The following is a 26,319-nucleotide window of genomic DNA, read 5'->3' as shown; positions in this document are numbered from 1 at the left end:
CTTTCTAAGCGAGGAACGTCTTGAGTTCGTGGACGAGCTTGTCGATGTGGCCGGAGATCACCGGAGTGCCGAGCGCCTTGAAGCGCTCACGGAACCAGGGGTTGACCTCCTGCCGGCCGGAGCTGGTGACCGAGCCCACCGGGATGAACTTCACCCCCGAGCGGTGGACCGCCTCGATGCCCTCGAACAGCGGCTGGGAGCGGCCGAACTCGTAGAAGTCGGAGATCCACACCATCACGGTGTTCCGGGGCTCGGTTATCTTGGGCCGGGCCATCGCCATGGCGACGGGGCCGTCGTTGCCGCCGCCGAGGTTGGTGCGCAGCAGCATTTCGAAGGGGTCGTGCACCCACGGCGTGAGGTCGAGTGCGCGGGTGTCGTAGGCGATCAGATGGACATCGACCTTGGGCAGCCCGGCGAAGATGGACGCCAGGATGGTGCAGTTCACCATGGAGTCGACCATCGAGCCCGACTGGTCCACGACGACGATGAGCCGTTGCGGCGTCGTCCTGCGGGCCGTGTGGCGGTAGTAGAGGCGGTCGACGTAGAGGCGCTCCTCCTCCGGGCTCCAGTTGGTGAGGTTCTTCCAGATGGTGCGGTCGACGTCGAGATTGCGGAAGACCCGTTTGGGCGGGACGGAGCGGTCCACGGCGCCGACCGTGGCCTTCTCCACCTGGGTGCGGAGCACCTCGGCGACCGCCTCGACGTACCGGCGGATCAGGCTCTTGGCGTTGGCGAGGGCGACGCCCGAGAGGTTGCGCTTGTCGCGCAGCAACTGCTCGATCAGTGACATGCTCGGGGTGAGCCGGGCGGCGAGCTCGGGGTCGGCCAGCACCTCGCGCAGTTTCATCCGCTTGACCAGATCGGCCTCGATGTCGCCGAGTTCGGTCCCGATCGCCGGGGACGCGCCCGCACCGCCGCCGCGCAGCTCGCCCGGCCGGCAGCCGAGCGCCCGCTCCAGCCATCCCGCGTCGGACTGCCAGCGCGCCAGTTGCCGGGCCGTGACGGTGCCCGACCCGGAGGAGAACACGTTGAGCAGGACTTTCGACACGAGTGCGGCCCGGCGCACCTCGGCCGCCCGGTCGCGTACGCCCTCGGTGTCGGGGCCGGGGGCCATCAGGCCGTCGAACTCGTCGGCCAGACCGGGGTGGCGCTGCACGACCGAGTCGACGGAGGCCTGTGGGTCCAGCAGTTCCACCGGCAGTCCGACGTCCTCGACGACGGCGAGGGAGGCGGACTCCAGCGCGCCCTGCTCCTCGTGGTCGAAGAGGCGGGCCAGCAGCCGCCAGTAGAGGACCTGCCGGCGGTTGTCGTCGGCGTCCGTGTCCGTGTACGTGGCGCGGGCCGGCACGGCGGTGGGGGCGCCTGCGGCCGCCCCGCGGCTCGTCCCGTTCGCCTTCGTGGGCTCCGCCGTCTCCGGCGCGTTCGTCGTCTTCGTCCGCTCCGTCATTTCCGCAGCAGCCTTCCCGCTCGCTCCCGCAGGACGGCGACCGCGTCGGTGGCCGCCTTCTCGGCCTTGGCCCCCGCCTTGTCGGTGGTGCCGCCCGCCCACCCTCCGGCGTGCACGGCGACGGCCTTCTTCCGCACGGCCGTCTCCACGGCCAGCGGCTGGACGCGGTACGTGCCGTCGTCCCAGCGGAGCAGCCCGATGCAGGCGCCGGACGCAGCCACGGCCTCGGGGGTCAGTGGTCCGGCCGCCGGGACGCGGTCGGTGTCGACGGTCAGCGGGTGGCCGGCCACGGTGAACGTGAGGGTGTCGTCCTGCGCGCGCACCGCTTCGTATCCCTCCAGGAAGACGGGGACGGCGAGGCGCGCGGGGTGCCGGTCCAGCGGAGCGGTCGCTCCGTCCACCGCGGCCGGCAGGGCGACGCGGGCCGTCGTGAAGGTGTCGGCGGGCTCGCCGGGACGGGCGTGCTCCTCGCTCCACAGGAGGTCGCCCTCGGCGGTGAGCGGCATGGCGGTGATGTCCATGGCACGTCCCTCCCCCACGGCTGCCAGCAGGGACAGGTGGGGCCGGAGCAGCTGCCAGACGCCCGCCCCGACGACCGTGTCCGGTTTCGGCACGGCCACCGAAGCCCTGACCAGGCGGGTGGCGGTGCCGTCCGCAGGTTCGAACACGGCGTGGACCTGGGCCTGCGCGCCGGTCGCGTGCTCCTGCACGTCGACGCCGAGCGGCAGCAGCCGGCCGGTCGCCGGGACGGCCGGGGCCGGAACGGCGGCACCGGGCAGCGTCAGCAGGAGGGCCCGCGACCAGAGGTCGGCCCAGCGTCGCGCGGGCACGTCTTCGAGGGTGGCGCCCGGACACGAAGCGGCGAGCTCGCCGGCGAAGCCGTCCAGGAGCATCGCCTGCCGCCGCAGGGCCGGCTCGGGCAGCATCGCCGAGACGACGGGCGCCGCCGCGGCCACCAGTTCGTGGTCGATGCCCCGCCACCCGGCGCGAGCGAGGTCGCAGAGCCAGGAGCGGGCGGCGGCCGACAGGTTGGACGGCTCTCCGGCGACTCGGGGGTCCGGTTCCCGTTCGTCGCGGGGCCGGCCGGTCGCTTCCGTGAGCCGGGTCGTCAGCGCGTCGTGGACGGAGCCGAGCACGGCGGTCCTGGCAGCGGCGAGGGCGACGAAATCGTCCTCCGTCGCGGCGCCGTCCGCCGCTCTGCCCGCGGCCTCCGCGGCCCGGGCCGCCAGCGGTGTACCCACCACGGCGCGAGCGAGTTCCGCGGTTCCGTCGGCCTGTCCGGCTCGGGGCCGGAGCAGTCCGCCGACGAGCGTGTCGTCGAACGCGTCGACGGCGTCCAGCGCGTCGTCCAGGCCGGGAACCGTCTCGAACAGGATGTCCGTGCGCATCAGGCCACCGCCCGGGTGCTCGGGAACCAGTGCATCTCGGGCAACGGGGCGTTGCCCGGGGCGAGTTCGAGATAGGCCAGGTGGCGCAGGAACCTGCTGAAGACCGGGGCGGCCGCCGCCGTGTCGCCCTGTTCGGGGTTGGTCGCCGCCATGGCGGCCGCGATGCGCGCAGCGTCCGGCTGCTCGCCGTCGGCGGTCTCGACCTTCAGGTACCGGGCGACGCGCACCGCGCCGTACTGCAGGACCGCCTCGGTGATCAGCGCACGGATGTGGTTGCAGAACGATCCCCGAGCGCCTCCGCAGGGGCGGTTGTTGTTGGTGCTGCACGCGAATCCGTAGCTGCCGGACGCCACCGAGGAGACGTAGACGCGCTCGATGTCCGATCCGCTGGACACCACACCCTGCACCCGCCCGTCGGCCAGTTCGACGAACGGAACCTTGGCCAGCTTCCGCGGCCGCGCGGGTGCCACCACCCGCGCCGTGCTCGACCTCTCCCAGCGTGACAACGCACCATCTCCTCTGCAACGAAAGGGCGTCCGCGCCAGCGAGGCCGGACACGACTGAACATACTTGCGACCACTGACAACAGGGTGCGGAGGAGGTGGACTGCCCTCTCCCCGCACCGCCGGCGTCGGTCCCGGCCGGGCACGCGAAAGGGCCGGGTGCGGTGACGAAACGTCACCGCACCCGGCCCCGGGTACTCCCTGCCCGGTCAGCGTCTGCGGGCGCGACCGCCCCAACCGCTGCCGATGCCCGCCACGTGGAGGGCGAGGGCCGTCAGCCCCAGCAGCATGATGTTCACGGACGCGAAGACGTCGTTCGTGGCGATGTCGGCCGCGTTGATCAGGAACGCGATGAAGAAAAGTACTGCCGCGACTATGCCCAGCATGGGATCGCTCCTTCGGATCGGGTGACGTGGGCCTCATGTGCCCCCGAATGGAGTCTCCAGACATCCCCGACTCCGGAATTCCGCAAAGGAGTTCGAAGCCCTGTCCACTCCGGCGGGACACACGCGCACGGCGGTGCCGACCGGCGCCCCGCGCTCAGCGGTCCCGCGCCGGAAGGCGGTCGAGCCCCGTCTCCCGCATGATCCGCCCCACGGTGTCGGTCAGCGCGCTGTCGGCGCCCACGACGGTCTCGCGGCCGCCGGGCAGCAGGTCCAGCGGGCGGTACCAGGCGCGCAGCGAACCGTGGTCGACCTCGTCGGCGATGGGCTTGGTCGCGTGTCGCTCCAGGGTCTCCGCGAGCGGCACGTCGAGGTAGTAGCAGTGGGTGGGGCCACGGTGATCGGCGCACAGCCGCGCCAGCATCGCGCCGTAGTGGTCGGCGTAGAGGATGCCCTCGACCACGACGTGGTAGCCGGCGTCCAGACTGTGGCGGGCGACCGTGTCGATCAGGCCGATGTTGACTCCGCCCGGGAGGTCCCGCTCGCGCAGCACGGTCCTGCGGATGTTGTCCTGCGCCACCAGCGCGAGACCGCGGCCGAAGCGGTCGCGGATCCCGGCCGCCACGCTGGACTTGCCGGACGCGCTGTTGCCCCGCAGGAGTACGAGCCGGGTCCCGATGCTGCCCACCCTCACCCGCACCACGGTACCGGCACACCACGGCCGGTGACGGGGCCGCACCCGATGGGGTGACCGCCCGGACCCGTCCGACCGCGCGCCACCGGCTTCCGCGACCGCCGGGCGGAGCAGGCCGACGGGGGAAGGAGCCGTCCCGCATCGCCCGCGTCCCACCGTTCACGGTTGCCCGCGGCGTCGGCCCCCGCTCCTCGACCACACGGCACGCACGGGCGAAGGCGCGGGACACCATGCCCGTCCCCGGACCCCGCTCACCGGCGGAGCCGCCCGCAGCCCTCACTCTCACCCTGTACCTCAGGGTGAGAGTCATCGTGATCGAAGGGGTGGGCCGACCTCTCCTCCCGCCCGCCACGCGTCCGCAGCTCACGCCGCACGGACCTCACCGCTGCCCGTCCGGGGCCGGTCGGCCCTCGCCCGCCGCACGGGCCACGTTCCGGGCCCACAGGACCAGGGGGAGCTGGGCGGGCAGCCGGGCGAAGGCGATGGCCCTCATCGGTGCCGGACGGTGTCGCCAGTCCACCGCCATCTGCACGTTCGCAGGCAACACCCCGACGAAGAACGCCGCCGTCACGAGGGCCGCCGGGCGGCGGGTCCGCGGATGCAGCAGGCCCGCCGCGAGGGCTGCCTCGACGGCCCCGCTCGCGTACGTCCAGGTCCGCGGCCTGCCGGGAAGCGCCCGCGGCACGAGACCGTCGAACGCCTTCGGTGCGGCGAAGTGAAGCACTCCCGCCCCGGCCATCAGTCCGGCCAGCAGCAGGGGCGAACGCGCGGTGGTCGGCATGGTGGGGGCTCGGCTCTCTCGCAGGAACGGGGACAGGAACGGGGACGAGGACCACGGGGAGAAGAGGGCGAGCCCGGCGGAGGAAGCGGCCGGACCGGCGCACCCGTCACTGTTGCAGTGCCGCCATGGTGCTGTCGAGGTCCGCGGCACGGCCCCGGTTGTGCGGGAGCTTGCCGAGCACGGCGGCCATCCCGCAGGTGTCGGTGACCGCCGAGAACACCAGGCCGGAGCCGATGGCACCGGAGATCCAGCGGGCGGGCTTCCAGCGGCTGCCGACGGCGAGGCCGAGGACGACCAGCGATCCGGCGGCGAGGCGCACCTGGCGTTCCATGGCCCACCCGGCGGTCGCGCCCGTCCCGGGCCGGCTCAGGTCGTGCCCCTCCGCGGCCCAGGCGGTGGTGCCGCCGGTGAGGGTGGTGGCGGTGATGTCGGCGCCCGCGAGCGTGCCGCAGGCCTGCGCGGACCGGCCGCCGGACGCGCAGACCATCAGGAGGTCGCGCCGCGCCGCGGCGGCCTTGAGCGCCGGCAGCGCGGTGTGCAGATGGTCCAGCGGGACGTTGTGCGCGCCGGGCAGGTGGCCGGCCGCGTACTCACCGGGGGTACGGACGTCGACGACGGTGTAGTGGTCCAGGCGGGCGGCCGCCTGCGCCGGGAGAACAGCCGTGGGAGTGCTCATGTGGGACGCCTTCGCCTTTCGTGAAACCGGAGGGGTTCGTTCCGGCCACGCTACGACACCCACCGGCAGGGATGCGGAGGCGGTACGGGGCGCACCTCCTGCCGGGACTGCGGGGACGGTTGCTCCTGATCACCGGTCCCGTCCCTCCCCCGGTCACCGCTGCGAACCACCGGCGGCCGCCGGGGCGCCGGCGGCCGGTCCCGGGGCGTCGGCGGCCGGTCCCGGGCCCTCCGCGATCGCCGCCCGTCGATCGCCCAGCGAGACGTCACTCCGCTCCGTCACCGGCGCGCCTCGGCCGCGGGAGCGACGTCCGGTGCAGGATCGGTGCGACAGCCCCACCGGTGCGCCCGCACCGCCATCACGCACCGCCGCCCCCCGATCGCCGTCCCGCCCGCCCGTCGATCGCCCTGCCGCCCGAAGAGGGGTCCGACCGTCATGCGTTCCCTCCCTGCCCCGTCGCCCCTCCCGCTCACCGTCCGCCGGCCACCCGGCCTCGTCCCGGACGGCGTGTCCGACGCGCTGAGGACATCGGTGTGAGCGGCGCTTCGCGCGACGGCGCGGCGGACGGCGGCGCACGCGACGGCCGGTACGGCGAGGCGGCGTTCCGCCCGGAACAGGCCGGCGAGGGTGAGCGCATCGATTTCGGCGCGGTCGCCTACGACGACTTCACCCTGTCCCGGTTGCGCGCGCTGGGGGCGGGTCCGGGGTGGCGGTGCCTGGACATCGGCGCCGGAACAGGCACGGTCTCCCGGAGGCTTCTGAGCGAGGCGGGAGTGACGAGCGTACTGGCCGTGGACCGCGACACCCGGTTCCTCCGGGAGCGGGCGGTACCCGGGCTCGACGTGCTGGAGGGCGACATCACGTCGGCCGGCCTGGTCACCGGAAGGTTCCAGCTCGTCCATGCCCGCTTCGTGCTGATGCACCTGCCGGAGCGGGACCGCCTGATCCCGGCGCTGGCCGGGCTGCTGGCGCCCGGCGGTGTGCTGGTGCTCAGCGACGCGGTCGACCTGACGAGCGACGTGGCACTCGGCACTCCGTACACCAGGGCCATGCGCGCGATGTGGCAGGGGCTGCGGGCCACCATCGGCACGGACGTCTCCTGGGTGCCGACGTATCCGCGTCTGCTGCGCGGAGCGGGACTGACCTCCGTCGCCGCCGAGATCCATGTGCCGCCGCTCGTACCGGGGAGCGCCATCGGCCGGTTCTGGGCGGACACCTGGGAGCGCGGCAGAGCCGCCATGGTGGCCACCGGCCTGGTGGACGACGCGGCGCTGGACGAAGCGGTCCGGTACCTGGAGTCCGACGAGTGCGCCGCGCTGTCGGCCGGGATGCTCACGGCGTGGGGGCGTAGACCCGCGGCCGGGCCGCGCTGACCCGCGCGACCGCGTTCCGGTTCAGCCGTGCACCGCCGCCACGATCCGTCCGGCCACCTGTTCGGGGGTGAGACGCGTGGTGTCGACGACCTCGGCCTCCCGGTGCAACCAGGTGCGTGCCGCGTCGGCGTAGGGCTCCAGGTGGGCGAGGCGGAACGTGGACGGCCCCAGGTGGGTGTCCCCCTCGATGCGCAGGCGGAGGGTGTCCTGGTCGGCGTGGAGCACGAAGTGCCGTACCGGAATGCCGTGGTGGGCGAGGCCGGCGCTGATCTCGCGCCAGTACTTTTCCACCAGGACGGTCATCGGCATCACCAGCGTGCCACCGGTGTAGTCGAGCACGTGCCGCGCGGTCTCCACCACGAGCGGCCGCCACGGAGGCCAGTGCTGGAAGTTGCCCGTCCAGGGCAGTGCGGGCTTGATGTCCATGAGCGTCTCGCCGACCTTCTCGGCGTCGAAGACCCGCGAGTTCGGCAACAACCCCTGCACCAGTGCGCCGGTCGTCGTTTTGCCCGCACCGTGCGTGCCGTTGAGCCATACGATCATGGGATCCGATGGTATCCCGGCAGCGGCCACGCGTCCCCGCCCGTCGGACATCCGGCCGCCGGTACGGCCTGCACCGCACCGGCCGCGTCTCCCTCAGGACTGCGTCGCCTCAGGACTGCGACGCCTCAGGACTGCGACGACGAACCGGCTGCCCCTCCGAGGACACACATCTCATGGCCTTCCGGGTCGGCGAGGCACGTCCACGAGACATCGCCCTGCCCGAGGTCGAGGTCGGTGGCGCCGAGTCGACGCAGCCGCTCCACCTCCGCCGGCCGGTCGTCGCCCGCATACGGCAGCAGGTCGATGTGGACGCGGTCCGGCACCGTCTTCACACCGTCGCGGAGGAATTCGAGGTACGGTCCGACGCCCTCCGCGGAGCGGAACACCGCCCGTTCGTCCGTGACGTCGTGCAGGGTCCAGTCCACCGCCTCGCCCCAGAACCGGGCCATGGCCCGGGGGTCCTCGCAGTCGACCACCACGGCGGCGACGGGACCGGTGTCCCGGTAGATCTCCCGGGGCTCCAGCACGCAGAACTCGTTGCCCTCCGGATCGGCCAGGACCGTCCACGGCACGTCGCCCTGGCCCACGTCGGCCGGCGTCGCGCCGAGGGCACGGAGGCGGGCCACCAAGTCGGTGTGGTGGGAGGCGGACGTGGTGGCGAGATCGAGGTGCATCCGATTCTTCGCAACGGTCTTCGCTTCCGGGACGGTCACTACGTCGATGCAGACGGCAGAGGGATCGGGCCAGACGAAGTCACCGAGGGGTTCCACATTGGTCACGCCCGGCGCCTCGCTGGAGACGCCCCAGCCGAGCGCCTCCGCCCAGAACCGGCCCACCACCGTGTCGTCAAGAGCCTTGATGTTCACCTGGACAGGTCGCAGTGCCATGCCGGCGATCATAGACACATCACTCCTTCCCGGGCCGTCCGGTGCGTCGCGCACGTCCCGCACACGTAGCCGTCGGTCTCCAGGTCGCGCGACCTCTTCGCACCCCCGGAACCGCAGCATGGAGTCGGAGGTCGGCGTCTGCCCGTCCGCCGCGAACACGTACCTCCGGCGGAACGCCACCGGCCCTCCCGGCGAGGGCCTCAGGGGGCGCGCCACACCAGGGTGTAGCGCCAGAACAGGCGTCGGCGCAGGCGGGCTCCGGGCAGCACGGCGCGGGCCTCGCGGGCGATGTCGGAAAACGTCAAGGTGGCGGGTGCTACCGGCGCGGTCATCGCGGCGGGCCTCGGTGCTCGGCGGCCCTTGTTCTTGACGAGGGCCATGGCGACGTTGAGCACGAGGGCGGCGAGGCCGAGCACCCGGTCACCGCGGGTGTCGGCGCGCGCGAGCCCGACCACGACGAGGGTGCCGCCCGGCGCCAGCCGGCTGCGGAAGGCTTCGAGTGCCTCGGTGAACGGCAGGTGGTGCAGGACGGCCACGCAGGTGAGGGCGTCGTAGGGGCCCTCCGGCATCCCGGCGGGGGCCTCGGCCCGCTCGTACGTCACCGGGACGGACGGCGGGGTGAGGGCGCGGGCCCGCGCCAGGACGGCGGGGTCGGCGTCGATGCCCAGGACCGGGGCGGCACGCGCGGTCAGCAGCCTGGCGAGGTCGCCGGCGCCGCAGCCGACGTCCAGTGCGGCGCCCGTCCCGGCCGGGAGCCGGCGCAGGATCCAGCGGTGGTAATGCGCGTTGTGGTCCCACGGCCGGGCGGCGTGGAACCGGTCGAGCGCCCGGAACAGGGCGGGCACGCCTGTACGCATCCGGACAGTCCATCAGCGCGCGCCGCCCCTGGCAACCAGGTGGGTGATCCCCACTCTGTCGCCGCCCCGCCTCCCCGGGTCGCCACGGAAGGGAGGGCGAAATATGCTGCGAAAACTCAGTCGCACCGCGGAGCAGCTCATGAATCGGCGTCGGACCTCACGATCGGCGAGCGCCGAGGACCTGCTGAGTACGCTGCATCACCTCACGGCCCGCGCCCGCGAGGAGGTCGAACTGCATCAGGCCCGCGTGGAGCTGGCGGAGGCCTTGCAGCGCAAGATGCTTCCGGCCACGTTGCCGTCGCTTCCCGGCCTGGAGATCGCCGCCCGGTACGCGCCCGCCCGGAACGGGCTGGACATCGGCGGGGACTGGTACGACGGGTTCATGCTGCCGGACGGGGCGCTCGCCTTCGCCATCGGTGACGTGCAGGGGCACGACGTCGAGGCGGCGGCCTTCATGGGGCAGGTGCGGATCGCGATGCGGGCGATAGCCGCGAGCACCTCGGATCCCGGCGAGGTGCTGCACCGCACGAACGACCTGCTGCTGACGGTGGACACGGACCTGTTCGCGACGTGCACGTTCTCGCGGCTCGATCCGGTGACCCGGGAGATCCGGTCCGCCCGGGCGGGCCATGTGGCGAGCGTGTGGGCGACGGTGGACGGGAGCTCCGGCCTGACCGACGACGAGGGGGGCGTGCCCCTGGGCATCACGCCGGGCGCGGTGTACCCGGTCACGACGCGCCGCTTCGAGCGGACCGGGAGCCTGGTGCTGGTCACGGACGGTCTGGTCGAGGGTCCGTCGCTGTCGATCGAGGACGGTCTGGACCGGATGCGCCGCCTGGTCGGCACGTACGTCCACGCCTCGGCGGAGGAGCTCGCGGACCGGGTGCTCGGCGCGGCGGAGGCGACGGGCCACGAGGACGACGCGGCGGTGCTGGTGCTGCGCCACGAGGACCGACGCGGCCGTACCGGCCGCTGATCCGGCCCGTGCGTCTCCGGGTGGTGCGTCGGAGCGCCGCGGTGGGGGCCGTGACGCAACGTCACCGGGTTGTGCGTGTCTCGGCCGCCCGCCGCCCCGAGCGGTGTCTGATGACGGGGTGATGCCGAGTGAAAAACCCTTCAGCAGGTCGGTGTACGTCATGCAGGTACTGGGCGTCGCCGTCGCCTACTACCTGTCGGGCAGGCTCGGTCTGCTCAGGCAGGTCGTCGTCGATGGGTCCGTGGTGACGCCGCTGTGGCCGCCGACCGGGGTCGCTCTGGGGGCGCTCCTCCTGCTCGGCGGCCGGATCTGGCCGGCCATCGCGCTCGGTGCGTTGTGTGCCGTGTACGCGGCAGGCGGCTCGTTCCACGTGTCGAACATCGGGGTGCTCGCGGGCAACACGCTGGCGCCGCTGTGCGCCTACGGGGCTCTGCGGGCGGTGGGGTTCCGCAAGGAGCTGGCGCGTTTCCGGGACGGGGTGACCCTCGTCTTCCTCGGGGCCTTCGCCGGCATGCTCGTCAGCGCGACTCTCGGGACCCTCACGCTGCTGTTCAGCGACAAGCTCCCGTCGGGCCTCTTCTGGCAGGTGTGGGCGTGCTGGTGGGCGGGGGACGTGATGGGCGTCCTCGTGATCACGCCGTTGCTGCTCGTCGCGGGACGCTTCCGGCTGCCGCAGCGGTCCGACCGGTGGGTGGAGGCGTCCCTGCTGGCGGTCGTGGCGGTGGTGGTGACGGTCGGCGCGACGCAGAGCCCGTTGTCGATGCTCTACACCGTCTTCCCCGTCCTCGTGTGGGCGGCGCTGCGGTTCCAGCTCCCCGGCAGCGCCCCCTTCGCCCTGCTGGTGTCGGTTCTCGCGGTCGTCGCGGGCACCGACCGTGCCGGACCGTTCGAGAGTCTCAGCGGGCTGGAGATGACGCTCAACCTTGCCGTGCTCAACGGCTGTGTCACGTTGACGTCGTTGCTGCTGTCCGCCATGGTCACCGAGCACAACACCATCGTGCGCGAGACGGAGTACGCGTGCGAGGAGCTGGCGGCTCTGGTCGAACAGCTCTCCCCGTTGTCCGCCGGGCGCCGCCGGGCCGGTGAGCACGGCGGCCCGAACGGCAGCTCGCTCCGCTGAGGAGCAGTACGGGGTCGTTGCGGCGCAACCCGGTCCCCGTCAGGCCCGGAGGCGCGGGAAGCAGCGTCGCAGGAAGGCGTTTCCGAAGACGTCGTGGGGGTCGGTCCTGGCCACCAGCTTCTGGAAGTCGTCGAGGTGCGGGTAGAGCCGGTCCAGGTCCTCGGCGGGGGTGGTGAAGACCTTGCCCCAGTGGGGGCGCGCGCCGAAGGGCGCCAGCGCCTCCTCGATGGCCGCCAGCACGGGGGTGACCGCCGCGGTGTCGGGCACCCAGGTGAAGTGGAAGGCGACGGAGTCCCTGCCCTGGGCGGGGCTGAGCCAGAGGTCGTCCGCGGCGACGGTGCGGATCTCGCTGATGAGGAGCAGCGGGGCGATCCGGTCCTTGATGCGGTCCAGGGCGTGGAACGCCTCGGTGGCCGACTCGCGGGGCACGAAATACTCGGACTGGAGCTCCTCCCCGCTGCTCGGGGTGAATTCCAGGCGGAAGTGCGGAAGCCGGGTGTGCCAGGGGCCGGGCACGCCGTCCTGGCGGGTGCAGTTGGCAGGCGGCATACCGGGCACGGGGTGGCGCTGTCCGTCGGCGAGCCTGGCTCCCCGCCAGCGCTGCGGGGCGGTGCGGGGCCCGTCGTCGCCGACGGCCCGCTTGAGCCACACCTGGTCGAGCGGACCGCCCTGCCACGTGGTGAACAAGCTGACGCTGTACGCCTCGGAGAGGACGCCGGCGAAGTCGCGGCGGACCTCGTCCACCGGCAGGTCCTCGTAGACCCACTGCTGGACATCGAAGGAGGGCACCAGGTCCAGGGTGAGGCGGGTGACGACGCCGAGGGCGCCGAGCGAGACGACGGCGCCCGGGAAGTCGGGGTCGCCGCGGTGCAGGGTGGTGAGGCTGCCGTCGGCGGTGACGAGCTCGAGGGCCCGGACCGCTCCGGCCAGCGAGCGGTTGCCGGTTCCGGAGCCGTGGGTGCCCGTGGCACAGGCGCCGGCGACGGAGATGTGCGGCAGCGAACCGAGGTTGTGCAGAGCGAAACCCGCGTCGTGCAGGGTGCCGGCCATCTCGCCGAAGCGAAGTCCGGCACCGACCCGGGCGGTGCGGGCCTCGGGGTCGATCTCCACGGTGGCGGGCAGTTCCGCGAGGGAGACCAGGTCGCCGGGGGCGTCGGCGACGGTGCTGAACGAGTGGCGTGTGCCGAGCGCGCGGACCGCCGTGGCCCCGGACACGATCTCCTGGAGTTCTGCCAGGGACCTCGGGGTGTGCAGGCGGCGTGCCCCGTAGGTCACATTGCCGGCCCAGTTCTTCTCAGCGGGTGTCACGACAGGTTTCCTCTCCCGCGGCGTCCCTGCGCCGTCCGGGAGGAGCGTCGCGGAGGACCCGCGGGGATCAACGTTAGCCCAGCCGGGGCATGAACCCGGGAGCGGGCCGCCCGGAGCCCGGAAGCAAGGGCTCCGGGCGGTCCGTCCGGGCGGCGCGGCCGGTCAGTAGGGCAGGGGCCGGCCCGAGGGAGTGCGCAGGTCGAGCGGGGGCGGCCCGGTGGGGGGCGTCTGGGGGCGACGAACGATCTGGATGCGGCCCACTGCCATCACCTCCTGTAGGTGACCGGTATCTGCCCATCCCACCGCCCTTCACACGCGACGGGCCGAGCGTCTTCCGCGGCCGGGGCCCTGAGGATGCGGACCGGGGCGGTCACCGCTTACCTGGTGGGGGCGGGGGGACAGCGAGGAGAGGATCGGACATGTCGGCGATGGACAAGATCAAGAAGATGCTCAAGGGGCACGAGGACCAGGCCGGCAAGGGCGTCGACAAGGCGGGCGACATGGTCGACGACCGGACGCAGGGCAAGTACCGCGGCCAGGTCGACAAGGCCCAGGACAAGGCGAAGCAGCAGTTCGGCGAGGGTGACCGGGACAATCCGCCGCGCGGCTGAGCCACCGGACCCCCGGCTTCGACGGCCGGGGTGCGGTGCCGGGCGCCGTCCCGCCACCGCACCCCGGCCGCGTCGCGTCCGCCGGTCCGCGTCGCGGGTGGAATCCCGGTGGATCGCGCCTCCGCCGCCGCCGTCCGGCCGGGGGCGCCGGGCCGGCTCGGGACGGCGCCGCGGCGAGGTTTCACACGCCGGAAACGTGCCGGGGCCGGGTCCGGTGGCGGCCGGGTCCTATCCTGGGCTTCCGGCCAGGCCGAAGGCGTCCGCAGGCACGTTCCGTTTCCTCGTACGGGCCCCGTAGGGGTCCCGCGTACGGACGGGAGTTCCGTGTTCCGACGCCTCGCTTCCCCGGCTTTCTCCGCGCCCCTCCCCCGCTGGTTCACCCATGTTCTGCGCGCCCAGCGCGGCCCGTTGCCGCGGGGCGCCATGGTCCGCGGGGCGCTCGCCGTGCTCCCGCTGCTGGTGGCCGTCGCCGCCGGACGCCCGTCCGTGGGGGTGCCCGCCGCGCTCGGCGCCATGCTGGCCGGGATCAACGACCGTCCCGGAAGCCGCCGCGGCGCGGTGACCCGTCTCGGCCTGCCGGCGACCGCGGGGGCCGCCGGGCTGCTCGTCGGGACCTGGGTCTCCACGGCCGGTGCGGGCGGACCCCCGTGGGTGCTGCCGACGGCGCTGGGGGCGCTGGGCCTGGTGGCGGGCGCACTCAGCTCCACCGGCCCGGTCGCCTCGGCCTGTGGGACCCAACTCCTGGTGGCCGCGGTGATCGGGGCGGGGATGCCGCTGCCCGAGCCGGGTCCTGTCCGGGCGGGGCTCTTCCTGGCGGGCGCGGGCTGGCTGCTCGTCCTGCGGTTCGTACTGCCGTCACCCGGAACCCCCGCGGCGTCCGGACCGTACCGGCTCGACGGCGAACGCGAGGCGGTGGCGGCGGTGTACCGGGCGGTGGCGGAGCTGCTGCGCGCTGCTGGGAGCGCGCAGGCGCCGACCAGGCGGGCGGCGCTGACCGCTGCCCTCGATCACGCCCAGGACGCGCTGTCGGCGACCCGGCTGCGCCGTCACGCGAGTTCGGCGGCCGAGCGCAGGCTGCACGCGCAGTACGCGGCGTCGCTGCCGCTGGCGGAGGCCGCCACGGCGCTGGCGTGGGCGGGTGACCCGCTGCCCGACCGGATCGCGGAGGGACCGGAGCGGCTGGCGGGGGCGGTGCTGAGCGGCGGCTCCTGCGGGCCGTTGCCCGCGCCGGTGCGGGAGGGAGCCGGGCTGCGGGCGCTGGACGACGCCCTGCTGCGGGCCGCGGCCGACTTCGACAGCCGCGAGGGACGTCGGCTCAGGACCCGGGGCCGGGGCGGGCTCGCCCCGTTCCTGCGGCGGGCATTCGGCGCGGCCGGCCTGGAGTACGGGGTGCGGGTGGCCCTGTGCTGCGCGGCGAGCACGACGGTGGCGCTGTCGCTGCGCCACGACCACTGGTACTGGCTGCCCGCGACGGCGGTGTTCCTGGTCAAGCCCGATCTGGGTCCGCTCGCCTCGCGGGTGCTGTGCCGGGCGGCGGGCACGGTGGTCGGCGCACTGGTCTTCGGGGTTCTGATCGGCCCGCTGCCCGCACCGGTTCCCGCGGTGGCCGCGGTCGCGGTGTGCGGAGCGCTGATCCCCTTCGCCACCCGGCACTTCGCGGCCCAGACGGCCGTGGTGACGGTGCTGGTGCTGTCGTTGGTGTTGTTGTCGGGGGAACCCCCGGCGGCCGTCGGACGGGTGGTCGAGTCGCTGCTGGCGTGCGGACTGGTCCTGGTGATCGGCCACCTGCCGCTGCCCGGTCTGCGGGGGCGTTCGGTGCGGGCCGCGCTGGGCGAGGCGGAGGAAGCCGCCCACCGCTATCTGCGGCACGTGCTGGACCACCCGGAGGATCTCGACCGGCGCTGGGCCTTGCGCCGTGACGCGTACCGGTCGCTCGCGGTGGCGCGGACCGCGGTCGACCTGTCGGCGGCCGAGCTCCCGCCGCTGGCCGGGCGCGTCTCGGACGCCGAGGCGTTCGCCGACGCGCTGGAGCGGCTGATCGACACCGTGACGGCGTGCGCGGTTCAGCCGCGGGACGGTGGCGCCGGGCTGCCGCCGGGCCACGCGGACCGGTTGCACGCGCAATTGTGCGCGCTGGACACGGCCCGCGGGGCACGCGGCTGAGCCGCCGGGCAGGGCACCGGGGCAGCCGCGGGGGCCGCCCCGGCACCGACGGGGCTCAGCGGGCGAGCACGGCCAGCGCGGCTCCGGTGCCGCCGAGGCCGGCCGTGGCCACCAGGGTCGCAGCGACGCAGCGCATCCGGAGCTGTTCGTACCGTGCGGTGTACTCGCCGCGCAGTTCGGCCGCGCGTTCGGCGATGCGGGTCAGCGTCTCCCGCGAGGCCGCGGCGCGGTCGGCGACGTAGACGCGCTCGACGTCCTCGCGTTGGGCGCTGGTGAGCCAGGGCAGTTGGTCGGTCAGGCGGGTGGCCCGGCGTCGGGCGTCCTCGATCTCCGCGTTCCACAGGAGGTAGCCCTCCATCCGGGCCAGGCCCCGGGCGCAGTCCTTGTCGTGCACGCCGTCCTCCTCTCGTGGGCGTGGCGGCCGCCCACGAGGGCGGCCGCCCACGGTCTGCGTCAGGCTTGCTTGTCGCCCGGGGCGACGGTCACCGACGTGTCGGGACGGTTGACCGCTTCTTCGAGCGCCCTCACCTGGGGGTGGTGCAGGTCGAACGCCGGGGACTCGGAACGGATCCGCGGCAGGGTGACGAAGTTGTGGCGCGGCGGCGGGCAGGACGTCGCCCACTCCAGCGAGCGGCCGTAGCCCCACGGGTCGTCCATCTCCACCTGCTTGCCGTACTTGGCCGTCCGCCACACGTTGTAGAGGAAGGGGAGGATCGACAGGCCGAGAAGGAAGGACGAGATGGTGGAGACCGTGTTCAGGGCGGTGAAGCCGTCGGCGGCGAGGTAGTCCGCGTAGCGGCGGGGCATGCCCTCGGCGCCGAGCCAGTGCTGCACCAGGAACGTGCCGTGGAAGCCCACGAACAGCGCCCAGAACGTCATTTTGCCGAGCCGTTCGTCCAGCATCTTGCCGGTGAACTTCGGCCACCAGAAGTGGAATCCGGCGAACATCGCGAAGACCACGGTGCCGAAGACGACGTAGTGGAAGTGCGCCACGACGAAATACGTGTCCGAGACGTGGAAGTCCATCGGCGGCGAGGCCAGGATGACGCCGGTCAGACCACCGAAGAGGAACGTCACGAGGAAGCCGACGGACCACAGCATCGGGGTCTCCATGGACAGGGAGCCCTTCCACATGGTGCCGATCCAGTTGAAGAACTTCACCCCGGTGGGCACCGCGATGAGGAACGTCATGAAGGAGAAGAACGGCAGCAGGACTCCGCCGGTGACGTACATGTGGTGGGCCCACACGGTGATCGAGAGGCCGGCGATGGCGATGGTCGCGCCGATGAGACCGATGTAACCGAAGATCGGCTTGCGGCTGAAGACCGGGATGATCTCGGTGACGATGCCGAAGAACGGCAACGCGATGATGTACACCTCTGGATGGCCGAAGAACCAGAAGAGGTGCTGCCACAGCAGCGGTCCGCCGTTGCTCGCGTCGAATACGTGGGCGCCGAACTTGCGGTCCGCCTCCAGCGCGAAGAGCGCCGCGGCGAGGACCGGGAAGGCCAGCAGGACCAGCACACCGGTCAGCAGGACGTTCCAGGTGAAGATCGGCATCCGGAACATCGTCATGCCGGGCGCGCGCATGCAGATGATCGTGGTGACGAAGTTGACCGAACCGAGGATCGTGCCGAAGCCCGAGAAGGCCAGACCCATGATCCAGAGGTCTCCGCCCAGCCCCGGCGAGCGGACCGCGTCCGACAGCGGCGAGTAGGCGAACCATCCGAAGTCGGCGGCGCCCTGCGGGGTGAGGAAGCCGCCCACGGCGATGATCGAGCCGAAGAGGTACAGCCAGTAGGCGAACATGTTCAGCCGCGGGAACGCCACGTCGGGAGCGCCGATCTGCAGCGGCATGATCCAGTTGGTGAAGCCGGCGAAGAGAGGCGTCGCGAACATCAGCAGCATGATCGTGCCGTGCATCGTGAACGCCTGGTTGAACTGCTCGTTCGAGATGATCTGCAGGCCCGGGCGGGCCAGTTCGGCGCGCATCACCAGCGCGAGGATGCCGCCGACGCAGAAGAACGCGAACGACGTGACCAGGTAAAGGGTGCCGATCGTCTTGTGGTCGGTCGTGGTCATCCACGTGACGACGACGTTCCCCGGCCTTCTGCGCCGAACCGGTAGCTCGTCCGCGTACGCGGCCTCTTCTTCCACCGGTTCTGAGGTGCCCCTCGTCGTCACTGCGACAGCTCCTTAAGTCGACGGCCCGTCAAGGACTCGTCCATCAGGATGGCGCAACGAAGTTGGACGCGGTGGGACATCACTCCCCGTACGGCGTACCCGCACCCGAAGCACACCCGAACGGCCTATACCTGGCCCCGCCGCCGGGCGGTGGCCGGCACGGGCCTCTGGGTCCCGGGCTCGGCGCTGGTCACCCCCCGGCCCAGGCGCGGAGCTCGTCGCGGGAGCGGAAGTCGGCGACATTGGTGTCGAGCGGATCGTCGGTGTACTGGTGGAAACGCCAGGCGGCCTCGATGCGCGGTTCGCCCGCGGCGACGTAGTCGGCGATCCACAGTCCGTCGCCCGCGTACGACGAGGTGTCGTGGGTGCGCCAGAAGGCGCGACCGCAGTAGAGCAGGACCCGCTGTCCGGGTCTCTGGCGTTTGACCTCGCGGAGGAACCGGTCCTTGTCGGACGTGCTCGCGCGGGTGCCGTCGCCGGTCTCCTCCCAGTCGACCGCCAGCACGTCCCCGGCCTTCTCCGGCGCCTTGCCGAGAAAGTGGCGGACCTGTTCCGTGACGTTCCCCGGCCAGAGGAAGTGGTAGAAGCCGACGACGCAGTCCGCGTCGCGGGCCCGTTTCACCTGGGAGCCCAGATGGGGGTTCACGTAGGAACGGCCCTCGGTGGCCTTGACGAAGACGAAGTCCACGCCGTCCGTGTCGAATTCGGGCTGGTAGGCGCTGACGTCGATCCCACGCAGCATGGCTGGCCCTCTTCTCGTGATGCGGAACATGGCCGGGTACCGGCGACCGTGGCCGGACCGGCGGCTTCTGCGTGCCCGCGCGTCCGGCCGACCATGGGCGGGCCGGGAGAAGAATCGTTTCACCCGACACGGAAAGCGTCCCTGTGGGTGAACGGAGGGCGCAGATCGCGCCGTTCGCGCGCCGGGCGCACCTCCCCGCCCCGGCCCGCCCTGCTCGCGCGGCGTGTACGGACATCCGTCGCACGGGACGCCGCCATGGAGCGGACGACGGCTCGACGGCTCGACGGCTCGACGGCTCGACGGCTCGACGGCTCGACGGCTCGACGCGAACGGGCTACCCGCGAGTAGGGTGTGGCTCCGGACCGCTGCTCGCGCATCCGGTACAGCCAGGTTCATTGGTCGATGGACGAGGAGTCCCGCCGTGCCCCGAACCACGTCCGTATCGGACAGCATCGTCGTCGGAGCAAGCCCCGCGACCGTGTACGCGCGCGTCAGCGACCCCACGGAGATGGGCAGATGGAGTCCGGAGAACCGGGGCGCCACGGTGCGCGGCGAACGGAGCGCCGCCCATGTGGGGATGGTCTTCGACGGCCGCAACAAGCGGGGGCCGCTGCGTTGGACGACGAAGTGCACCGTGACGGCGGCCGAGCCCGGGGAGCGCTTCGCCTTCCGGGTCCACGCGATCGGCCTTCGCCGCCCGCTGCTGCGGGGGCCCATAGCCACGTGGGAGTACCGCTTCGAGGCGACGGGGGACGGCGCGACACTGGTCACCGAGACCTGGACCGACGACCGGCGGGCGTGGCCCGACCCACTGGCCAACGCCTTCGACCGGGTCGCCACCCGGGGCCAGACGTTCGCGCGGTTCCAGCGGGGGAACATCCGGCGCACGCTGGAACGGCTGAAGGCCGTGCTGGAGTCGGAGCGCGGCGCGTAGGGCCGCGGCACGCAGGAGCGCGGCACCGCGCACGGCTACGTGTCGGAGCGGTGCGCGATCGCAGTGCGGCGCGTGGGGCGCGGCGCGACGGGTGCGGGGCTCGCCCGGCGGGCGGCGCGCCGGTGCGGGCCGTGACCGATCCGGGCGCACGGCGCCGTCGAGGATCTCTCACCCTGACGCGCCGCGCAGCAAGATCACCACGAGCCATGGGGACTCCGCCGACCGGGTTTCCGACGCCGGGCGCGCCGCCGGGGGTCCGGACGGCGCGGGCGGCCCGCCCACCGGTATCCCTTCCGGGCTTCCGGGGGAGGCGACGAAAGTGCACGGGAGGCGCGCGCGATGATAGGTGGTGAATGCATTGATATAGGAGGTGGCCACCGACGTGGCGAACGCAACGATCCCCGGCATCCCGGCCGAGCGGGTTCTCACCGATCCCGCCGGGCTGACCCGGTACCAGCACGACGAGGCCGAGTGGGCGCCGTACGGCACGCCGCTGGCCGTGGTGCGGCCGAGGGACACCGACGAGGTGCGCGCCGTCGTGCGGCACTGCGTCGAGCAGGGCATCCCCCTGGTTCCCCGGGGCGCCGGAACGGGTCTCTCCGGCGGGGCCAACGCGGTGGACGGCGCGATCGTCCTGTCCTTCGAGGAGATGAACCGGATCCTGCGGATCGACGCGGCCGAGCGCCTGGCCGTGGTGCAGCCGGGCGTGGTCAACGACGACCTGCGCGCCGCCTGCGCCGAACAGGGGCTCTGGTATCCGCCGGATCCGGCGAGTTCACCGTGGTCCACGATCGGCGGCAACGTCGCGACGAACGCGGGCGGCATGTGCTGCGTCAAGTACGGCGTGACCCGGGACTATGTGCTCGGCCTGGAGGCGGTCAACGGCCTGGGCGAGGTGGTCCGGCTCTGGCGCAGCACCGCCAAGGGGGTCGCCGGCTACGACCTCGCCGGGCTGCTGGTCGGCTCGGAGGGCACGTTGGGCGTGATCACCGAGATCACGGTGCGGCTGCGCCCCGCCCGCCCGCAGGAACGCACCGTCGCCGGGTACTTCTCCTCGGTGGTGTCCGCCGGAGAAGCGGTCAGCGCCGTGACGGCGTCGGGCGTCGTGCCGTCCGCCCTCGAACTCGTCGACCGGCACTGCCTGGAGGCGGTGGACGCGTGGAAGAAGATGGGCCTGTCCGCGGACGCGGACGTGGTGCTCCTCGGCCGGGTCGACAGCCCCGGCGCGGAAGGGGACGCGGAGGCCGAGCGGGTGCGCGAGTGCTTCGAACGGGCGGGCGCGACCTGGGCGGCGGTCTCGACCGACCAGGTCGAGGCGGACGCGCTCTTCCAGGCACGGCGGCTGGCGTATCCGGCGCTCGAACGCCTGGGGCCGGTGCTGACGGAGGACGTCTGCGTGCCGCGTACGGCGGTCCCCGAGATGCTGGCCCGGATCGAGGCCACCGCGGCGCGCCACGACATCCTGGTGGCCAACATCGCCCACGCGGGCGACGGGAACCTGCACCCGCTGATCATCACGCCGCCGGGCGACGAGCGGGCGCGCGCCCGGGCGCAGCTCGCCTTCGAGGACATCCTCGACGACGCGATCGCGCTCGGCGGCACGGTCACCGGTGAACACGGCGTCGGACTGCTGAAGATGCGGGGCATGGAGAGGGAACTCGGTCCGGCGGTGCTGGCGATGCATCGCGCGGTGAAGGCGGCGCTGGATCCGCACGGGATCCTCAACCCCGGCAAGGTGCTGGGTCCGGCCTGACCCGGGCGGACCGCTTCACCGTACGGCGTTGTCGGTGGCGGGCGGCACACTGGAGCCGGGTGAGCGCGGTCGACCGGCAGCGGCGACGGGTCGGATCGCCTGCGGGTTCGCCGAGGTGCCGTTCCGGGGCGCGCGGCGCTCCGGCCGGCTGGTGCGAAGGGGTGCGTGCGGTGGGCGGTGGGGACGGCGAGGTGTTCGAGCCCGCGACGGGCAACGAGCCGGTGAGTGAGAGAACGGGGGCGGGAAGCGGCGGAGGTGACGCGGTGTGGGGACACACCGCCGAGGCACGGCGTGTGTCGGTCCGGACGGCGTTCGAAGGGCTGATGCAGATTCGTCGGCTGAGCCATTCCGGCGCGACCGAACCGGAACGGATGCCCGCGGCCTGGGAGCTGGCCAGGCCCGCCCGTGCCGTCGCCCTGGCGCTGGAGGCCTCGGGTGCGCCCCCGTCCGCCACCGACGCCGAGGGACGACGGGTCCGCCTCGGGTATGCCGTGAGCGGGGACGTCGCGACGGGCACCGTACGGGTGGAGTGGCTGGGACCGCCCGGCAGCGGCGCCGCCACCGGCGAGGAGAGCGCGCTCGGCGGTTGCGCGGACACGCTGCGGTCGCTGGGCTGGACCGTGCTGATGTATCGCGGTGAGCGCCGCCGCCGTTTCCTGGAGGTGGAGGTGCCCACGCGGGGCCCCGGTGCGGGCCGGTAAGGCGGGGGTGCGGAGTTGCGGGATGGGCCGACAGCGACAGCGGCGGGGCGTGGGGTGCCGGGCGGCCGGGGCAGGGTGCGGGGTGCGGGGTGTTTCGCGGGATTTCGCCACCCGGTCCCTCAAGGCTTCGCCGTGTTCGCGGCTCGCGTGGCCGGACCGGTTCCGGAGCCCTCGGATTCCGTACCGTGTGCCGCCGGACGGCCGGATTCACTCCGGGGCGGCGCGGTCGATCGCCCGTCATTGTCAGACCCGTGTTGGATGCTTGATGGTCCGACACCTCTGACCAGGAGACGCCCTGATGAACGACGACGAACGGGCCGCCGCCCAGGCGTACGTCCGTCTGCTCGAAGCCAGCCGCGCCGTGCTCTCGGATCCCGCCGACGGGCGACCGCCGCATCTGCTCCTGCTCAACGCCCCGATGCGCGAGGCCGACTCCGCCCTCGACGAAGCGGGACTGGCGGGGAACGAGGCGCGGTTCTTCGCCCTGGTGCGCGCGCTTCGCCCGAGCCTCACCGGCCGGTCCGGCGGCTGACCGCGTCCGGTCGCCGCGTTCCGCGCTCCCCGGCGCAGACGTGCACCGTCGACGGCCCGACGACGGAGCCGACGCGGCGACCGGGCGGGTGGTCGGACGCGGCGACCGGGCAGACCACTCGGGCGGGTCCTGGCCGGCGCCCCGGCGGAGCTCTGCGCGCAGGCTCCGTGGGCGGGCGCGGCGCCGGGCGACCGATGGCCGCGACGCCCGCGTCGCGGCCCCCGCCTCTCCGGATGAATTGATTCAACAGGCGATCATTTTTGCCGCCCTTGTTGACGAACAGGATGCGGTAAACCTAGCCTAGCCAGCGGATGAAACGATTCACATCCACTCTTCACCCGGTCGCAGGGCGACTCTGTCAACGAGGTGTTCATGTCTGATGTGTCGGCCGTCAAGGCGGCTCTCAAATCCCAGGTGATCGAGACCCCGTCCTGGGGATACGGGAACTCCGGGACCAGGTTCAAGGTCTTCGCCCAGCCCGGGGTGCCGCGCGACCCGTACGAGAAGCTGGCGGACGCCGCGCAGGTGAACGCCTACACCGGGGTGGCGCCCAAGGTGTCGCTGCACATCCCCTGGGACGAGGTGGACGACTACGGCGCCCTCGGACGCCACGCCGAGGACCTGGGCCTGCGGATCGGAGCGATCAACTCCAACGTCTTCCAGGACGACGACTTCAAGCTCGGCTCGGTCACCCACCCCGACCCGAAGGTCCGCCGCAAGGCCACGGACCATCTGCTCGCATGCGTGGACGTGATGGACGCGACGGGCTCCCCGGACCTCAAACTGTGGTTCTCCGACGGCACCAACTACCCCGGTCAGGACGACATCTCGGGCCGTCAGGACCGGCTCGCCGAGTCCCTGTCCGAGGTGTACGGACGCCTCGGCCAAGACCAGCGGATGCTGCTGGAGTACAAACTGTTCGAGCCCGCCTTCTACTCGACGGACGTACCGGACTGGGGCACGGCGTACGCGCACTGCCTCAAGCTCGGCCCCAAGGCGCAGGTCGTCGTGGACACCGGGCACCATGCCCCGGGCACCAACATCGAGTTCGTCGTCGCCTTCCTGCTGCGGGAGGGGAAGCTCGGGGCGTTCGACTTCAACTCCCGCTTCTACGCGGACGACGACCTCATGGCGGGTGCCGCCGACCCGTTCCAGCTTTTCCGGATCATGCACGAGGTGGTCAAGAACGGCGGGCTGGAGGCGGCGGCCAACGTCAACTTCATGCTCGACCAGTGCCACAACATCGAGGCGAAGATCCCGGCCGTCATCCGGTCCGTGACCAACGTCCAGGAGGCCACGGCCAAGGCGCTCCTCATCGACTCCGACGCCCTTGCGGCGGCTCAGCGGTCCGGGGACGTCCTCGCGTCGAACGGCGTGCTGATGGACGCGTTCAACACCGACGTGCGTCCGCTGCTCGCGGAGGTCCGGGAAGAACTCGGCCTGGCGCGCGACCCGTTCGCCGCCTACCTCGCCTCGGGCAACCAGGACCTGATCGCCGCCGCCCGTGTCGGCGGCGATCAGGCCGGCTGGGGCGCCTGAGCTCCGCGCCCGACGACGGCACGGCCCACCGGCGCTCCGGCGGCGCGCCCGTCGCCCCGCCACCGCTTCCCCCGCACTCCCCCGGGCCCGCACCCGCCCGGTCCACGATGACGAAGGAACCCTGATGACGTCCGAGACGCACGCCGAGGTCGCCGCGCTCCTGGAGCGCGCCCACCGGATCGGCTCCGACCCGCGCAACACCAACTACGCCGGGGGCAACGCCTCGGCCAAGGCGTCGCGGACCGACCCGGTCACCGGGAGCGAGACGGAACTGCTCTGGGTGAAGGGGTCCGGCGGCGACCTCGGCACGCTCACCGAGGCCGGTCTCGCCGTCCTCCGGCTGGACCGGGTACGCGCCCTGAAGGAGGTGTACCCGGGGGTCGAGCGCGAGGACGAGATGGTCGCGGCGTTCGACTACTGCCTGCACGGAAAGGGCGGTGCGGCGCCGTCCATCGACACGGCGATGCACGCCCTGGTCGATGCGGCCCACGTGGACCACCTGCACCCGGACTCCGGGATCGCGCTGGCCTGTGCGGCCGACGGGGAGAAGCTGACCGCCGCATGCTTCGGCGACAAGGTGGCCTGGGTCCGCTGGCGCCGGCCGGGGTTCCAACTGGGCCTCGACATCGCCGCGGTGAAGGCGGCCAACCCGCAGGCGGTCGGCGTCGTCCTCGGCGGTCACGGCATCACCGCGTGGGGCGAGACCTCCGAGGAGTGCGAGCGCAACGCCCTGTGGATGATCCGCACGGCCGAGACGTACCTGGAGGAGCACGGCGAGGCCGAGCCGTTCGGGCCGGTGCTGGCGGGGCGTGAGGCGCTCCCGGAGCGCCTGCGGCGGGAACGGGCCGCCGCGCTCGCACCCGTCGTCCGCGGCCTCGCCTCGACGGACCGCCCGCAGGTGGGCCACTTCACCGACGCCGAACCGGTGCTGGACTTCCTGTCCCGATCCGAGCACCCCCGGCTCGCCGCCCTCGGCACGTCCTGCCCGGACCACTTCCTGCGGACCAAGGTCAGCCCGCTGGTGCTGGACCTGCCCGCCGACGCGCCGCTCGACGAGGCGGTCGCGCGCCTCGGGGAGCTGCACGCCGCCTACCGCGAGGAGTACCGCGCCTACTACGAACGCCACGCCACGGCGGACTCCCCCGCCATGCGCGGCGCGGACCCGGCGATCGTGCTGGTGCCCGGTGTCGGGATGTTCTCCTTCGGCAAGGACAAGCAGACCGCGCGGGTCGCCGGCGAGTTCTACCTGAACGCGATCAACGTGATGCGGGGCGCGGAGGCCGTCTCGACGTACGCACCGATCGAGGAGTCGGAGAAGTTCCGCATCGAGTACTGGGAACTCGAGGAGGCCAAGCTGCGGCGGATGCCGAAGCCCAAGGCGCTCGCCACGCGCGTCGCGCTGGTCACCGGCGCCGGTTCCGGCATCGGCAAGGCCGTGGCGGAGCGGTTGGCGGCCGAGGGGGCCTGCGTCGTCGTCGCGGACCTCGACGCCGAGAACGCCGTGCGCGTCGCCGAGGATCTGGGCGGCCCCGACAAGGCCGTCGCCGTCACCGTGGACGTGACCGACGAGGAGCAGATCGCCGACGCCTTCAAGGCGGCGGTGCTCGCCTTCGGCGGCGTGGACCTGGTGGTCAACAACGCGGGCATCTCCGTCTCCAAGCCGCTGCTGGAGACCACCGCGCGCGACTGGGACCTCCAGCACGACATCATGGCGCGCGGCTCGTTCCTGGTGTCCCGCGAGGCCGCCCGGGTGATGACCGCGCAGAAGCTCGGCGGCGACATCGTCTACGTCGTCTCGAAGAACGCGGTGTTCGCCGGGCCCAACAACATCGCGTACTCGGCGACCAAGGCCGATCAGGCACACCAGGTGCGGCTGCTCGCGGCGGAGCTGGGCGAGCACGGCATCCGGGTCAACGGCGTCAACCCGGACGGAGTGGTGCGCGGTTCGGGCATCTTCGCCGCCGGCTGGGGCGCCCAGCGCGCGGCGACGTACGGCATCGAGGAGGAGAAGCTCGGCGAGTTCTACGCCCAGCGGACCATCCTCAAGCGCGAAGTGCTGCCCGAGCACGTGGCCGGCGCGGTCTTCGCGCTGACCGGCGGCGACCTGACGCACACCACCGGCCTGCACATTCCCGTCGACGCGGGTGTGGCGGCGGCCTTCCTGCGCTGACCACAGCAGCGCCGGGCGGGGCGGCACCGCCACGACCCGAGCGCGCCGCCCGGC

The 26,319-nt window shown here is 72.7% G+C and carries 25 protein-coding genes; 11 read left to right on the top strand and 14 right to left on the bottom strand.

Annotation, left to right across the window (positions count from 1 at the left end):
* Positions 1-4 precede the first annotated feature (4 nt).
* The 7 genes from Q0994_RS23955 to Q0994_RS23925 form a co-directional block, all read right to left on the bottom strand.
* Positions 5-1,447: a VWA domain-containing protein gene (locus Q0994_RS23955; protein WP_299538168.1), complete on the bottom strand. Its 1,443-nt coding sequence runs from the start codon at positions 1,445-1,447 to the stop codon at positions 5-7.
* Positions 1,444-2,865, bottom strand: coding sequence for a hypothetical protein (locus Q0994_RS23950; RefSeq protein WP_299538192.1), 1,422 nt, complete (start codon positions 2,863-2,865; stop codon positions 1,444-1,446). The genes Q0994_RS23955 and Q0994_RS23950 overlap by 4 nt, the downstream gene beginning before the upstream one ends.
* Entirely contained in the window at positions 2,835-3,341 is a 507-nt protein-coding gene (locus Q0994_RS23945; RefSeq protein ID WP_299538167.1) for a hypothetical protein, read from the bottom strand. Before Q0994_RS23945 ends, Q0994_RS23950 begins: the two co-directional genes overlap by 31 nt.
* Positions 3,342-3,547: 206 nt before the next feature.
* Positions 3,548-3,724, bottom strand: coding sequence for a hypothetical protein (locus Q0994_RS23940; protein WP_299538166.1), 177 nt, complete (start codon positions 3,722-3,724; stop codon positions 3,548-3,550).
* Between the two features lie 154 nt (positions 3,725-3,878).
* Positions 3,879-4,424, bottom strand: a complete 546-nt coding sequence (locus Q0994_RS23935; RefSeq protein WP_299538164.1) for an AAA family ATPase — start codon at positions 4,422-4,424, stop codon at positions 3,879-3,881.
* 370 nt (positions 4,425-4,794) lie between these two features.
* Positions 4,795-5,196 (bottom strand): hypothetical protein, encoded by a 402-nt coding sequence (locus tag Q0994_RS23930; protein WP_299538162.1) that lies wholly within the window; start codon positions 5,194-5,196, stop codon positions 4,795-4,797.
* Positions 5,197-5,302: 106 nt separating this feature from the next.
* Positions 5,303-5,872 carry a rhodanese-like domain-containing protein gene (locus Q0994_RS23925; protein ID WP_299538161.1) on the bottom strand — a complete coding sequence of 190 codons (570 nt, stop codon included), beginning with the start codon at positions 5,870-5,872 and terminating at the stop codon, positions 5,303-5,305.
* Between the two features lie 533 nt (positions 5,873-6,405).
* On the opposite strand from Q0994_RS23925, the gene Q0994_RS23920 reads away from it, so the two are divergent.
* The gene (locus Q0994_RS23920) at positions 6,406-7,245 is read left to right on the top strand and encodes a trans-aconitate 2-methyltransferase (RefSeq protein WP_299538160.1); all 840 of its coding nucleotides are present in this window, start codon (positions 6,406-6,408) and stop codon (positions 7,243-7,245) included.
* Between the two features lie 21 nt (positions 7,246-7,266).
* On the opposite strand, the gene Q0994_RS23915 is transcribed toward Q0994_RS23920, so the two are convergent.
* The 3 genes from Q0994_RS23915 to Q0994_RS23905 form a co-directional block, all read right to left on the bottom strand.
* Complete coding sequence (locus tag Q0994_RS23915) at positions 7,267-7,788, bottom strand: ATP-binding protein (RefSeq protein ID WP_299538159.1); 522 nt, start codon at positions 7,786-7,788, stop codon at positions 7,267-7,269.
* A 125-nt stretch (positions 7,789-7,913) separates the two neighbouring features.
* Positions 7,914-8,675 carry a VOC family protein gene (locus Q0994_RS23910; protein WP_299538158.1) on the bottom strand — a complete coding sequence of 254 codons (762 nt, stop codon included), beginning with the start codon at positions 8,673-8,675 and terminating at the stop codon, positions 7,914-7,916.
* A 200-nt stretch (positions 8,676-8,875) separates the two neighbouring features.
* The gene (locus Q0994_RS23905; protein WP_299538157.1) at positions 8,876-9,532 is read right to left on the bottom strand and encodes a bifunctional 2-polyprenyl-6-hydroxyphenol methylase/3-demethylubiquinol 3-O-methyltransferase UbiG; all 657 of its coding nucleotides are present in this window, start codon (positions 9,530-9,532) and stop codon (positions 8,876-8,878) included.
* Between the two features lie 139 nt (positions 9,533-9,671).
* On the opposite strand from Q0994_RS23905, the gene Q0994_RS23900 reads away from it, so the two are divergent.
* Both Q0994_RS23900 and Q0994_RS23895 read left to right on the top strand, forming a co-directional pair.
* Positions 9,672-10,508, top strand: coding sequence for a PP2C family protein-serine/threonine phosphatase (locus Q0994_RS23900; protein WP_299538156.1), 837 nt, complete (start codon positions 9,672-9,674; stop codon positions 10,506-10,508).
* Between the two features lie 121 nt (positions 10,509-10,629).
* A complete protein-coding gene (locus Q0994_RS23895; RefSeq protein WP_363325568.1) occupies positions 10,630-11,628 on the top strand; it encodes an MASE1 domain-containing protein in 999 nt (332 codons plus the stop codon).
* A gap of 39 nt (positions 11,629-11,667) precedes the next feature.
* Here Q0994_RS23895 and Q0994_RS23890 read toward each other — a convergent pair whose 3' ends face one another.
* Positions 11,668-12,936 carry a D-arabinono-1,4-lactone oxidase gene (locus Q0994_RS23890; protein WP_299538152.1) on the bottom strand — a complete coding sequence of 423 codons (1,269 nt, stop codon included), beginning with the start codon at positions 12,934-12,936 and terminating at the stop codon, positions 11,668-11,670.
* Positions 12,937-13,355: 419 nt separating this feature from the next.
* Here Q0994_RS23890 and Q0994_RS23885 point away from each other — a divergent pair, with 419 nt between their 5' ends.
* Positions 13,356-13,547 carry an antitoxin gene (locus Q0994_RS23885; protein ID WP_299538150.1) on the top strand — a complete coding sequence of 64 codons (192 nt, stop codon included), beginning with the start codon at positions 13,356-13,358 and terminating at the stop codon, positions 13,545-13,547.
* 423 nt (positions 13,548-13,970) lie between these two features.
* Entirely contained in the window at positions 13,971-15,710 is a 1,740-nt protein-coding gene (locus Q0994_RS23880; RefSeq protein ID WP_299538191.1) for an FUSC family protein, read from the top strand.
* Between the two features lie 55 nt (positions 15,711-15,765).
* On the opposite strand, the gene Q0994_RS23875 is transcribed toward Q0994_RS23880, so the two are convergent.
* From Q0994_RS23875 to Q0994_RS23865, 3 genes are all read right to left on the bottom strand, one after another.
* Complete coding sequence (locus Q0994_RS23875) at positions 15,766-16,068, bottom strand: hypothetical protein (RefSeq protein ID WP_299538190.1); 303 nt, start codon at positions 16,066-16,068, stop codon at positions 15,766-15,768.
* A 95-nt stretch (positions 16,069-16,163) separates the two neighbouring features.
* Positions 16,164-17,894 carry a cytochrome c oxidase subunit I gene (gene ctaD, locus Q0994_RS23870; RefSeq protein ID WP_299538149.1) on the bottom strand — a complete coding sequence of 577 codons (1,731 nt, stop codon included), beginning with the start codon at positions 17,892-17,894 and terminating at the stop codon, positions 16,164-16,166.
* Between the two features lie 190 nt (positions 17,895-18,084).
* Positions 18,085-18,636 (bottom strand): glycoside hydrolase family 25 protein, encoded by a 552-nt coding sequence (locus Q0994_RS23865; protein ID WP_299538147.1) that lies wholly within the window; start codon positions 18,634-18,636, stop codon positions 18,085-18,087.
* 421 nt (positions 18,637-19,057) lie between these two features.
* On the opposite strand from Q0994_RS23865, the gene Q0994_RS23860 reads away from it, so the two are divergent.
* From Q0994_RS23860 to Q0994_RS23835, 6 genes are all read left to right on the top strand, one after another.
* Positions 19,058-19,570, top strand: a complete 513-nt coding sequence (locus Q0994_RS23860) for an SRPBCC family protein (RefSeq protein WP_299538145.1) — start codon at positions 19,058-19,060, stop codon at positions 19,568-19,570.
* Between the two features lie 382 nt (positions 19,571-19,952).
* Entirely contained in the window at positions 19,953-21,323 is a 1,371-nt protein-coding gene (locus Q0994_RS23855) for an FAD-binding oxidoreductase (RefSeq protein ID WP_299538144.1), read from the top strand.
* A 263-nt stretch (positions 21,324-21,586) separates the two neighbouring features.
* Positions 21,587-22,024 (top strand): hypothetical protein, encoded by a 438-nt coding sequence (locus tag Q0994_RS23850; protein ID WP_299538142.1) that lies wholly within the window; start codon positions 21,587-21,589, stop codon positions 22,022-22,024.
* Between the two features lie 298 nt (positions 22,025-22,322).
* A complete protein-coding gene (locus Q0994_RS23845) occupies positions 22,323-22,556 on the top strand; it encodes a hypothetical protein (protein ID WP_299538141.1) in 234 nt (77 codons plus the stop codon).
* 372 nt (positions 22,557-22,928) lie between these two features.
* Complete coding sequence (gene rhaI / locus Q0994_RS23840; protein ID WP_299538139.1) at positions 22,929-24,095, top strand: L-rhamnose isomerase; 1,167 nt, start codon at positions 22,929-22,931, stop codon at positions 24,093-24,095.
* A 124-nt stretch (positions 24,096-24,219) separates the two neighbouring features.
* Positions 24,220-26,265, top strand: coding sequence for a bifunctional aldolase/short-chain dehydrogenase (locus Q0994_RS23835; protein ID WP_299538137.1), 2,046 nt, complete (start codon positions 24,220-24,222; stop codon positions 26,263-26,265).
* Positions 26,266-26,319 lie beyond the last annotated feature (54 nt).

The organism is uncultured Streptomyces sp., from assembly GCF_947488945.1.
Taxonomy (GTDB): Bacteria; Actinomycetota; Actinomycetes; order Streptomycetales; family Streptomycetaceae; genus Streptomyces.
The sequence above is the reverse complement of the archived record's forward strand: the minus strand, read 5'-3'. Positions and strand labels throughout refer to the sequence as shown.